An 11,163-nucleotide genomic window follows, 5' to 3' on the forward strand; every position below is an offset into this window, starting at 1 on the left:
GAAGCCGAAAAGTTGCACGTCCTTGTTTCGTTGGAATTCCAACGATTATGACGTATATGGCGGGTGATTTCGCGGGGTGTTCGCCATGTCCGGGTTGCGCGACCGGGAATCCCGTGGCATGATGTTCGAGTTGCCTGACGAGGTCAAGACCTCGGAGGGAAACAGAGACTGGCGGATTTCCCAAGCGGTCAAAGGGAGCTGACTGTAAATCAGCCGCTTCGTGCTTCAGTGGTTCGAATCCACTATCCGCCACGCCCCGATAGCTCAGTGGTAGAGCACTTCCTTGGTAAGGAAGAGGTCGTGAGTCCAATTCTCACTCGGGGCTCTCTGGCGGGGTAGCTCAGCTGGCTAGAGCGTACGACTCATAATCGTAAGGTCAAGAGTTCGAGCCTCTTCCTCGCTACAAATCGCGCCCACCAACCGGTGGGCGCATATTATACCTAGTAAAACACAGAGGTGAATGACAATGGCTAAGAGCGCCGACATCCGTCCGGGCATCACGCTGGCCTGCACCGAGTGCAAGGAGCGCAACTACATCACGACGAAGAACCGTCGTAACACGCCCGACCGTCTCGAGCTGAAGAAGTTCTGCCCGCGCTGCGGCAAGCAGACCGTGCACCGCGAGACCCGCTGAGCGCATTCGAGATTTGCGAAGACCCGACCGTATGGCCGGGTCTTTTCGTATTCCCGGAGGTTTTTCCCGCTTTGTTCATGCCGCTTGCGGGCGAGCCCGCCAAGCCGCGGATAGGATAGGCAACTATGACCAGCTTTGCAGAGATCACCACGATCGGTGTGGGCGGCGAGATCGCCCGTTTCGTCGAACCGACCACGCGCGTCGGCGTCATCGAGGCCGTCGAAGGGGCGGACGCGCACGGACTGCCCCTGTGCGTCATCGGCGGCGGCTCCAACATGCTCGTCTCCGACGAGCCGTTCCCCGGCGTCGTCGTGCGCGACGCGCGCCGCCGCATCACCGTGCCCGACGAGGCGGCCCCCGTCGAAGGAAGCGACCGCACCGTGCACGTGAACGCGGAGGCGGGCGCCAACTGGGACGATTTCGTCGCCTTCACCGTGGAACTCGGCCTGGAGGGCGTCGAGGGCCTGTCCGGCATCCCCGGCACGGTGGGCGCGTCCGTCGTGCAGAACATCGGCGCCTACGGCCAGGAGGTCGCCACGTCCGTCGAATCGGTGGAGGTGTGGGACCGCGAGACGAAGACCACGCGAGACCTGCTCCCCGCCGACCTCAAGTTCGGCTACCGTTCCTCCGCTTTGAAGTCGAGCATGTACGCGGCCCCCGCCACGCCGGCCGACCGCTTCTTCCCGACGCCGCGCTACGTGGTGCTGTCCGTCACGTTCGCACTGCGCCACAGCGCCGAGGGCACGGTCGGATTCGGCCAGCTGGCGAAGGCGCTCGGCGTCGAGGTGGGCGCGCGCATGGCCACCACCGCCATCCGCGACGCGGTGCTCAAGGTGCGTGCCTCCAAGGGCATGCTCGAGGACCCGACCCGCTACGCCCTGCCGGTCATGTCCGACACGAAGCGCGAAGGCAACATCATCGCCGACCTGAAGCGCCTCGCCGCCGCCGGCGCGTCGGCCGACGACGGTTCCGGCCTGCCCGCGCCCGACTGGGACCGCCACAGCTGCGGATCGTTCTTCATGAACCCGATTCTGCCCGAAGCCGAGGCCGCGCGCCTGCCCGAGGACGCGCCGCGCTTCGCCGCCGCGCTGCCCGACGGCACGCCCGGCGTGAAGACCTCCGCCGCATGGCTCATCGATCACGCCGGATTCCACAAGGGATTCGCCGTGGGGGAGCCGGACGGCTCGGAGACCGCGGGGCCGGCCGCGCCGGCGAGCCTGTCCACGCACCATACGCTCGCCCTGACGAACCGCGGGGACGCCACGGCGTCGGATGTCGTCGCCCTCGCCAAGACCATCCAGCAGGGCGTGAAGGAACGGTTCGGCGTGGCGCTCGTGCCCGAACCCGTGTGCATCGGCATCGACCTGCGCCCCTGACCGGCGTCGCGTCCCGAATGTGGGGAAAGGGCCTTCGCGTCGCAATCCGGTGGGCATATACTATGCCGTTGAACCTAACCGGAGAGACAAGAAGGTCCCAGCACCATGCAGATATTCCGAACGAAATCCGTCGAGCAGACCATCGCCGAGACCGGCGAAGAGGGTCGCACGCTCAAGCGCAACCTCACGTGGTGGGATCTGTCCATCATGGGCGTCGCCGTCGCCGTCGGCGCCGGCATCTTCTCCGTGGGCGCGCAGGCCGCCGCCTTCCATGCGGGTCCGGCCGTCATCATCAGCTTCCTCATCGCCGGCGTCGTATGCGGCGCGGCCGTCATGTGCTACGCCGAATTCGCCTCGATGATCCCGGTGGCCGGCTCCGCGTACACGTTCACGTACACCACCGTCGGCGAGGTCGTCGCGTGGATCATCGGCTGGGACCTCATCCTCGAGATGATGATGGCCGGCTCGGTGATCTCCAAATACTGGGGCGTCTACCTGGACGACTTCTTCCACCTCATGGGCTGGGGCGTCGACACGAATCTGACGTTCGGCTCGTTCCACATCGACATCGCGCCGATCATCATCGTCGCGTTCTTCACCACGCTGCTCGTGTTCGGCACGAAGATCGGTGCCCGCGTCGACGGCGCGATGACCGTTCTCAAGATCGCGATCGTCCTGTTCGTCGTGGTCGTCGGATTCTTCTACGTGAAGATGTCGAACTTCACGCCGTTCATCCCGCCGAGCCAGCCCGCCGACTCCCTGCCCGGCAGCTCCGTCGCCGCCGACGTGCTCAACCAGCCGCTGTGGCAGTGGGCGACCGGCATGGTCCCGAGCGTGTACGGCGTGCCCGGCATCCTGTCCGGCGCGGCGCTCGTGTTCTTCGCGTTCCTCGGCTTCGACGTGGTCGCCACCGCCTCCGAGGAGACCGTGAACCCGCACCGCAACGTGCCGCTCGGCATCGGCGTGGGCATGGGCCTCATCATCGTGATGTACATGCTCGTCGCGTTCGTCACCACCGGCATGGTCTCCTACAAGGACCTCGCCAAGCAGGACAGCCCGTCGCTCGCCACCGCGTTCGAGCTGGTCGGCGCGAACTGGGCGGCGAAGATCATCAGCTTCGGCATCGTGCTGGGCCTCGCCACCGTGGTCATGGTGCTGCTGCTGGGCCTCACGCGCATCGTGTTCGCGATGAGCCGCGACGGTCTGCTGCCGCGCGGCCTGTCCAAGACGGGCAGGCACGGCACCCCGGTCGCGCTGCAGATCGGCGTCGGCGTGGTCGTCGCGCTCGTCGCCGCCTGCTTCGACATCGGCGTGCTCGCCGACATGGTGAACATCGGCACGCTCTCCGCGTTCACGCTGGTCGCGATCTCCGTGCCGATCATGCGCGCGCGCCGCCCCGAACTGCCGCGTGCGTTCAAGATGCCCGGCAACCCGTGGGTGCCAATCCTCATCGCCATCGCCAACCTGTGGCTGATGCTCAACCTGTCCGTGCTCACCTGGCTGCGTTTCGTCGTGTGGCTGGTCATCGGCTTCGCGATCTACTTTGGCTACGGCTACTGGCATGCCCGCCTCGGCAGGGGAGCGCTCACCGAGACGCTCTCCGAGGAGACCGACAGGGCCATCAACACCGACTGACGGAGTGTCAAACCGTCCCCGCACGCGCCTAGACTGGACGGTCAGAGTAGTCAGGAACGTGTTCTAAGGAGAATCCCATGCCGTACGTTGTCGCCCAGCCTTGCGTGGACGTGAAGGACAAGGCCTGCGTGGACGAGTGCCCGGTCGACTGCATCTACGAGGGCGATCGTTCCCTGTACATCAACCCGAACGAGTGCGTCGACTGCGGCGCGTGCGAGCCGGTGTGCCCCACCGAGGCCATCTTCTACGAGGATGACCTGCCGGAGGAGTGGGCCTGGTACAAGGACGCCGCCGCCAACTTCTTCGCCGAGGTCGGCGATTTCGGCGGCGCCTCCGCCCACGGTCCAATCGGCAAGGATCCGGCGCAGGTCGCCGCCCTGCCCCCGCAGAACCAGGACTGACCGATTGATTGGATGACTCCCCGCTCCCGGGGAGTCATCGTTGTTTTTATCATGCTCCCCCTTTCCCAGGGGGAGTCGTCGGCTTCGCCGACTGAGCGGGGTTCTCCCCGGAGAGGCATCACCATGGGCTTCCACACCTACTCCTCGCCATACGACTGGTCGCGCATCGCCGGCTACAAGACCACCGCGAAGGCGGTCGACGGGGGCATGATCGACCTGTCCGTCGGCTCGCCGGTCGACCCGGTGCCCGCCAGCGTGCGTGACGCGCTCGCCGCCGCGGCGGACGCGGCGAACGCGCACGGCTATCCGGCGACCATCGGCACGCGCGACCTGCGCGACGCGATCGACGGCTGGTTCCGCCACCTGCGCGGCGTGGACCTGAAAGCCGTCAACGCGGCCGTCGTGCCCACCGTCGGATCGAAGGAGGGCGTCGCGCTGATGGCGTCGCTGCTGCACCTCGGCCCGGGCGACGTGGTCGTCCAGCCGAAGGTCTCCTATCCGACGTACGAGATCGGCACGCAGCTGGCCGGCGCCACCGTGCTCAAGGTCGACGACGTCGCCGACGTGGACTCGTGGAGGAACGTGCCGGGCGTGAAGGCCGTGTGGGTGAATTCGCCGTGCAATCCTTCCGGCGACGTGCTCGGCGCCGACTGGCTCGCCGGCATCGTCGCGGCGGCGCGCGCGATCGGCGCGGTCGTCCTGTCCGACGAATGTTATGCGCTGATGGACTGGCGTTCGAGCCGTGGGGCGGCCGACTCCAACGAGCCCGCCTCGGCGGACGCGTTCAGCCTTTCCGCCACGCCGTGCGCGCTGAGCCCGCAGGTGTGCGAGGGCAGCGCCGACGGTATCCTCGTGCTGTACTCGCTGTCCAAGCAGAGCAATATGGCCGGCTACCGCACCGCGCTCATCGCCGGCGACTACCGTCTCGTCACCGAGATGGCCGAGTACCGCAAGCAGATCGGCGAGATCATCCCCGGACCCGTCCAGGCCGCGATGGCCGCGGGCCTGCGCGACGTCGAAGCGGTGCGCGTGCAATGGCAGCGCTACCGCACGCGCCTGTCGAAGCTCGTCGCCGCGCTGCGCGCGTACGGGTACGACGCGGCGATGCCCGACGGCGCGCTCTACGTGTGGGTGAAGGCCAAGTCCGGCGACTGCTGGACGGACATGGCCGATCTCGCGAAGCTCGGCATCATCGCCAGCCCCGGCGAATTCTACGGAGCCCCCGCCTATCTGCGCTTCTCCGCCACCGCCACCGACGAGGCGATCGAAGCCGCCTGCGCCCGCCTCGCCGCCTGATAGGCCCCCTCTGACGAGGGGGCTGTCGGCGAAGCCGACTGGGGGAGAGACCCACTTATCCGGGTACATGGCCTCACGCGCCGAACCGGGCCGCACCTTTTCCGAACCTCCGGCGCACTTCGTCCAGCGCGCTCTCCGCGCGGCGCTGCCGGTCCGAGACGGTGCTCGCGTCGGCGCTCGTCGCCTCCTCGAGCATGTCGTCCAGTGACGGCTGCACGGCGGTCGCGGCGGCGGCTCCCAGTCCGCTCGCGCTCATCCCCGCCAACCGGATGAGCTTCGGCAGCGGCGCGTCGGGGGAGGAATCTTCGGGCATCCCCAGCATCCCGTGCAGCAGCCGCACGCACACCGGATACAGCGCGCCCGCCGTGTCCACCGGGCGTTCCAGCGTCCGTGACCGCGTCCGGTAGCTCAGATCAGCGAACCGCAGTTTCACCGTCACCGTGCGTGCCACGAACCCTTTGCGGCGCAACGTTCCGGCCACCTCGTCGCACGCCTCGCGCAGCAATCCGAGCACGACTCGCTGATCGGTGGTGTCCTTCAGTAGCGTCTCCTCCGAGCCGACCGACTTCTCCTCGTGCACCGGCGTGACCGTGCGTTCGTCGAGACCATGCGACGCCATCCACAATCCGCGAGCCGCCGCGACCGAACCGGTCGCCTGCTCCAAGGCCCGGGGACTCATCGCCGCCAGATCGGCCACCGAATCCACGCCCCACGCATTGAGACGCTTCTCCAATGACGGCCCGATGCCCGGGATGCCGCGCAACGGCATCATCTGCACGAACTCGGCGGACCTGGCGGCGGGGATGAGCAGCATGCCGTTCGGTTTCGCATTCGTCGACGCCATCTTCGCGACGAGCTTGTTCGCCGCGACGCCCACCGAGCAGGTCACGTGGAAACGGCGCTCCACTTCGGCGCGGATCCATGCGCCGATCGCCGTCGGGCGCTTCCATGCGAGCAGCGCGCCTGAGACATCCATGTAGCCCTCGTCCACCGACACCTGCTCCACCCGGTCGGTCACGGCGTGGAACACCTCGGTCATGATCCTGTGCGAGACCGCGCGGTAGTAGCGCATGTCCACAGGGAGGAACACGCCGTCCGGGCACAGCTGCCGCGCGCGGGCGGACGGCATCGCCGAGTTGATGCCGTAGCGTCGCGCCTCGTAGCTCGCGGCGGACACCACCGAACGCGGCCCCGTGCCGATGATCACCGGCCTGCCCGTGAGTTCGGGGTGACGCGCCACCTCGAGCGAGGCGTAGAACGCGTCCATGTCGATGTGCAGCACCGTGCACCCGGTCTCGTCATGCCCCCAATCGCGTTTCGCGGCGGCCAGTCTTGGTGCGGTGCTCATACCGCCATTCTACGGTCGTGCGTGGCGGGTCGGGATATTACCGTAGGGGATATTACCGTAGGGGATATGAAGCGAGTGGTTGTGAATGCGCTGAACCATGTGCCGGTGGTCGCCATCGTCGTGTGCGAGGCGATCGTCATCTACAGTGCGACCGCCGTCGCGAAACTCGCGTTCACCCAGCTCGACCCGCTGTACGCCGTGTGGTACCGTGTCGGGTTCATGGCCGTGCTGATGCTGTTGTGGCGGCGTCCGTGGCGGGCCGACAAACGTGCGGCGCTGCTCCGTCATGATGCGCGTGGCTGGGGGTTGGTGGTGCTGTTCGGCGTCTCGCTCGCGCTGATGAACACGATGTTCTACGTGGCGATCTCCAACATGGATTTGGGCATCGCCGTCTCCCTCGAGTTCCTCGGACCGTTGTCGGTCGCCGTGATCACCGGTCGCAGCTGGCGTGAACGCCTCGGCATCGGCATCGCCGCGATCGGCGTGGTCCTGCTCGCCGGCATCTCGCTTGCGGATCCGGAGAGCGGCGGCAGGTTCCTCGTCGGTCTGATTGCGATCCTCATCGGCGGGTCGATGTGGGGCGTGTACATCGTGACCGGCAGACGCATCGCCGCGGGCGGCAATTCACTCGACAATCTGTGCGTCGCCGTCACGATCGGATGGGCGGTGCAGTCGCTGTTCCTCGGCGTCCCGGCCGTCACGTACCTCGTCCATCCCAAGGCGACGGCCACGTGGGCGGCGGCTCCCGGCGGCCCGTTGAAACTGTTCGCGCTGCTGTTCCTCGTGTCGTTCCTCGCCTCGTTCGTCCCGTATGTCATCGAGCAGGTGACGCTGCGTCGTGTCACGCCCGCCACGTTCTCCGTCATGCAGTCCATCAACCCGGCCGTCGCCATCGCCGTCGGCCTGGTATTGGGGGAGGTACCCGGATTCGGCGAGATGGCCGGCGTCGCGTTGGTGATTCTGGCCGTCGTCATCACCTTCTCCGGAGACAAGGCCCCCGCCCCGGGGCGATGATCGCACTGCGGCCGACGACGCCGGCGACGCGGAATCCTTTTGCCCCGGATGAGATGGTCTGTGCAACGGGGCCATCCGCGGACATCCATTTGGCTTACGAGGGGTGCCATCGGTTCGGTTTCCGGCGCATGATCATTGGTTTCAAGCCTCGCATACTCAGGATGTCCATGATCAGGTACCCCTTGTAACACGGATACGTGTTGGGAATGACCATGATGTACCCCTTGTAACGCGACATGGGAGCTGAATCGATTTCGTTACCCCGCTATGTACCCCGCACCGTCCCCCGTTTTCGGCATGAAAAAAGGGATTCACGCGAAACCGTGAATCCCTAGCGAGCGGAATGAGGGGGATTCCGTACCGATATGGTCTAAACCGTTGAAAACATTGACATTCAAGGATTCTCTTAAAATCCGTACCCCACTAGGTACCCCACAATCGGCAGTTATCGGCGTGTCGCCACGCGCCAATACGCGCCTTCGCCTATCCCCATCGTAACGCCGTCGCGCTCGCCGGCGAGCGCCGGGGGTTCAGGGTTCGGGCGCGACGCCCACGTGGGACGCCGCGCCGCTGATGACCGCTACACGAGCAGTCGCAGCAGTTGGTACAGCTGCCATATGCTGCACACGTTGAACCGTGTGCCGTCAACCGTGGCGAACATCTCGCCGTCGCCCATGTGGACGACGACTGTCCGCCCGTTCACGGTCAGACTGCCGTGCATCGTGATATGCTTCATCTTGAACCCTTTGGTTAGGGGCGTAAGCCGATAACCAGTCAAGGCCCGATGTCGCAAGCGTCGGGCCTTTTCTTATCGGCTCGCGCCGATTTCGGCCCGTCATATCAACGGGAACGCCGCATGTCACGGCGTCGCGCTCCAGCTTAGCAGCACATTGGGCGGTGGGCACGGGGGAGTGCCCCCACCCCCTACGTGCCGGCTCCTCCCGGCGCATAGCGCCCATCTCTCCCCGCTGAACTTTCCGTAACGCTGAAATGCTGTGAACCGTTGCCGTTATTGATTTTCAGCCTTATAAGCGTTACGTTTCCGTCACCCGTTCCGTCACCTTGTTGCGTCACCGTTAACCGTTAACGTCACGCTTAATGTCACGGTTAACGGTCGATGTCACGGCGTCGCGCCTACTGCCGTAACGGTTTCCGACGATTCGATAACGTAACGCGATAACGTAACGCCGAAAATGCCGGGGGGATATCGGCCCTGCGCCCGAGGGGGCCGCGACGGGGCGGGCGGGGGATGGCCCCCCTACCCGTCGCCCGTGGTCTACCAGTCGCCGCTAGTGGTGAACGGCAACGACGTGGCGCGCGGCAGCGGCTCGCGTGCCAACAAGGCGCGTGCGCGCGTGTCCGTCCCGTCGCTCTTGAGCCTGTTGCAACGGCGGTGGACTAGGCGGCAGTTGGCGAAGCTCAATGGGTCGCCGCCGCGTGACACGGGTACGAGTTCATCGACTTCGGCGCTCATTGGGTGGGGCGTCCTCAACGTCTTGTCCACCGGCCGGCCGCATATGGCGCACACGTCGTAGGCGGCGAGCACGCGCGCCCTCAGTTGCCGGCGTCGCCACCCGTTGCGGTTCCTCGGATTGCCTCTAGTGGTCATGTCCTCCAGTATGCGCGCCCATGACGGGCGACGGGTAGGGGACGACAGCCCGTGTATGCGGCGTGGCGTGGTGGCTGTGTGGTGGTTTGGGGGCCGCGAAGCCAACGATTGCAGTGGTTGCGCGCTCGCGGGCGTGTGGAAAATCGGCCGTGGGGAAAACGGCCCTTCACCCGAGGTGGCCGTGACGGGTCGGGGTAGGGGGTGCCCCCCACCCCGGATATGAGAGAAGCGCCCGTGACGATGACGGTCGGGGTGCTTCCCTCGGGGCGGGGGCGTCATGCGGACGCTTGCCGCGCGTGGTGCTTGAAACGGCGCTATCCGTTGACTCGCTCGACGGTCAGGCCGGGGTAGAGGCCGGTCAGGTGGGCTACCACGGTGCCGATGTCGTCAAGCCATTGTTGCAGCATGTCCGTCTTGTCGGCGAGCGCCAATGGTTCCTTTTCGGTCTCGAACGCCCAATAGGCGACGCTGCCGGGCAGCATGGCGAACGACAGCATGGGGCGCGGCTCGCCTTCGGTTCTCCAGCTTACGCACGCCGTGAAGTCGAGGTTGAACGGCTCACACGTGCTGTCGAACAACGACAACATGCCGTCCTGTTCGTCCGTCTTGCACTCCCAGCCGGGCGTGTGCTCCAGTTGCAGGCGGGGGGGGGGTGTTGTTCCGGGCGGTGTCGATAATGTCGGCCACCTTCCACGGGGCGTGCTTCGGCGGTGCGTAGGCGCGTCCGTCGATTACCGTCATGCGTGTGTAGTCCGTCGTGGCCGCGTTCACCTCGGCCGCTAGGGACTGTTCCGGCGTCTGGCACGCGGGGCACATGAACCCGGTGACGACGCCGTGGGTGAAGGTCACGTTCCACAGGCCGGCGTCGTCCGCGTCCGACCTGTAACGCGCCCCGCATACGCCGCATACGGCACTGGCGGCGAGCGCTTCGGCGCTTACGGGGATGCTCGTGAAGCTCATCGCGTCACCTCCGTGAGCCATGCGGCGAGACGCCGCGCCTGAACGTGGTCGAGGTCGGCCACGACGTCGGTAATGCCCATGTCGCCCATTCGGATTTCAACGCCGGTGGCGCTCGCGGTCAGCTTGAGGGGGCGTGCGGGGTCTCGCGTGTTGTCGAACGCGAGGGATTGCGTGGTGGTTGTCATGGTGTGTTCCTCTCCAGCCGGAACATGCCCCGCGATACGATTGGGGGTGCTTCCGGCTAATGATTTGTTCTAGGTAGGGATTTCGTTATCTGTGAAGCGCTCGGCCCGTTGGTGTTGCAGCACCTTCGGGCCATTTCGCTAATCTCCGATGTGGCGTAGGTCTTCGCAGCCGAGCGCGTCGGCGAGCGCTATAGCCCGCCCCAGCGGCATGTTTTTCCAGTCCTTCGCGCCGTTTTCGTAGGCGCTTATCACCTGTTGCGGCACGCCGCTGACCTCGGCTAGATGTGTCTGTGTCCAGCCCTTCGCCTCTCGGAGTTCCTTAAGGGTCATTCTCACCTCCCACTCTTCGCATATACCTACATTCTACATAGTTATCTATAAACAATCAACTAGATAACTATGTGTAGTGGATGTCGTGACGTGTCCAAGTGGTCGCGGGAATGGTCGGTCTGGTTGCGGAAACGGTCGATTGGACACCCGAAAACGACCAGCCGGACGCCATAACGAACACCCTTGGGCGGCGGTACGACACCGGCGATGCCGGCGTGTCCGCAAATCTTTGAACCCCGCGTACATCTCGGAGACCTCACCGGCGGTCTCGCCCGCGCCGGAACGCACCCCCCCGGTGTGCCGGCGACGCTCGCCGACGCGGCCACGGTATTTGCTTCGCAATCGTCACGAACGCGCGTCATCGCCCGTTGTTCT

Annotated in this window: 12 protein-coding genes and 3 tRNA genes; 9 read left to right on the plus strand and 6 right to left on the minus strand. The window is 65.7% G+C overall.

All coding sequences use genetic code 11. The features are described 5' to 3' along the window. The first annotated feature begins 170 nt into the window (after positions 1–170). From AC1AYD_RS09740 to dapC, 8 genes are all read left to right on the plus strand, one after another. Positions 171–252 (plus strand) — tRNA-Tyr (locus AC1AYD_RS09740). Position 253: 1 nt separating this feature from the next. Beyond that, positions 254–325: transfer RNA gene (locus tag AC1AYD_RS09745), tRNA-Thr, on the plus strand. 4 nt (positions 326–329) lie between these two features. Beyond that, positions 330–403 (plus strand) — tRNA-Met (locus AC1AYD_RS09750). A 63-nt stretch (positions 404–466) separates the two neighbouring features. After that, entirely contained in the window at positions 467–634 is a 168-nt protein-coding gene (rpmG, locus tag AC1AYD_RS09755; protein WP_007053013.1) for a 50S ribosomal protein L33, read from the plus strand. Positions 635–759: 125 nt separating this feature from the next. Then, positions 760–2,010 carry a UDP-N-acetylmuramate dehydrogenase gene (locus AC1AYD_RS09760; RefSeq protein ID WP_476545099.1) on the plus strand — a complete coding sequence of 417 codons (1,251 nt, stop codon included), beginning with the start codon at positions 760–762 and terminating at the stop codon, positions 2,008–2,010. A 105-nt stretch (positions 2,011–2,115) separates the two neighbouring features. After that, positions 2,116–3,645, plus strand: a complete 1,530-nt coding sequence (locus AC1AYD_RS09765; protein ID WP_476545100.1) for an amino acid permease — start codon at positions 2,116–2,118, stop codon at positions 3,643–3,645. A gap of 77 nt (positions 3,646–3,722) precedes the next feature. Next, positions 3,723–4,046 (plus strand): ferredoxin, encoded by a 324-nt coding sequence (gene fdxA, locus AC1AYD_RS09770; protein WP_034527169.1) that lies wholly within the window; start codon positions 3,723–3,725, stop codon positions 4,044–4,046. 123 nt (positions 4,047–4,169) lie between these two features. Beyond that, the gene (gene dapC, locus AC1AYD_RS09775) at positions 4,170–5,342 is read left to right on the plus strand and encodes a succinyldiaminopimelate transaminase (protein WP_476545102.1); all 1,173 of its coding nucleotides are present in this window, start codon (positions 4,170–4,172) and stop codon (positions 5,340–5,342) included. A gap of 73 nt (positions 5,343–5,415) precedes the next feature. On the opposite strand, the gene dinB is transcribed toward dapC, so the two are convergent. Continuing rightward, complete coding sequence (gene dinB / locus AC1AYD_RS09780) at positions 5,416–6,690, minus strand: DNA polymerase IV (protein ID WP_476545103.1); 1,275 nt, start codon at positions 6,688–6,690, stop codon at positions 5,416–5,418. Positions 6,691–6,756: 66 nt separating this feature from the next. Between dinB and AC1AYD_RS09785 the strand changes: the two genes are divergently transcribed. After that, the gene (locus tag AC1AYD_RS09785; RefSeq protein WP_476545105.1) at positions 6,757–7,704 is read left to right on the plus strand and encodes an EamA family transporter; all 948 of its coding nucleotides are present in this window, start codon (positions 6,757–6,759) and stop codon (positions 7,702–7,704) included. Positions 7,705–8,284: 580 nt separating this feature from the next. Here AC1AYD_RS09785 and AC1AYD_RS09790 read toward each other — a convergent pair. The 5 genes from AC1AYD_RS09790 to AC1AYD_RS09810 form a co-directional block, all read right to left on the minus strand. Next, positions 8,285–8,440, minus strand: a complete 156-nt coding sequence (locus AC1AYD_RS09790) for a hypothetical protein (RefSeq protein ID WP_476545106.1) — start codon at positions 8,438–8,440, stop codon at positions 8,285–8,287. A gap of 540 nt (positions 8,441–8,980) precedes the next feature. Then, complete coding sequence (locus tag AC1AYD_RS09795; protein WP_476502817.1) at positions 8,981–9,313, minus strand: HNH endonuclease signature motif containing protein; 333 nt, start codon at positions 9,311–9,313, stop codon at positions 8,981–8,983. A 314-nt stretch (positions 9,314–9,627) separates the two neighbouring features. Beyond that, positions 9,628–9,900, minus strand: coding sequence for a hypothetical protein (locus AC1AYD_RS09800; protein ID WP_476545107.1), 273 nt, complete (start codon positions 9,898–9,900; stop codon positions 9,628–9,630). A gap of 369 nt (positions 9,901–10,269) precedes the next feature. Continuing rightward, complete coding sequence (locus AC1AYD_RS09805; RefSeq protein WP_476502814.1) at positions 10,270–10,458, minus strand: hypothetical protein; 189 nt, start codon at positions 10,456–10,458, stop codon at positions 10,270–10,272. Positions 10,459–10,596: 138 nt separating this feature from the next. Then, a complete protein-coding gene (locus AC1AYD_RS09810; RefSeq protein ID WP_476502813.1) occupies positions 10,597–10,788 on the minus strand; it encodes a helix-turn-helix domain-containing protein in 192 nt (63 codons plus the stop codon). Positions 10,789–11,163 lie beyond the last annotated feature (375 nt).

The organism is Bifidobacterium sp. LH_426 (assembly GCF_056356875.1).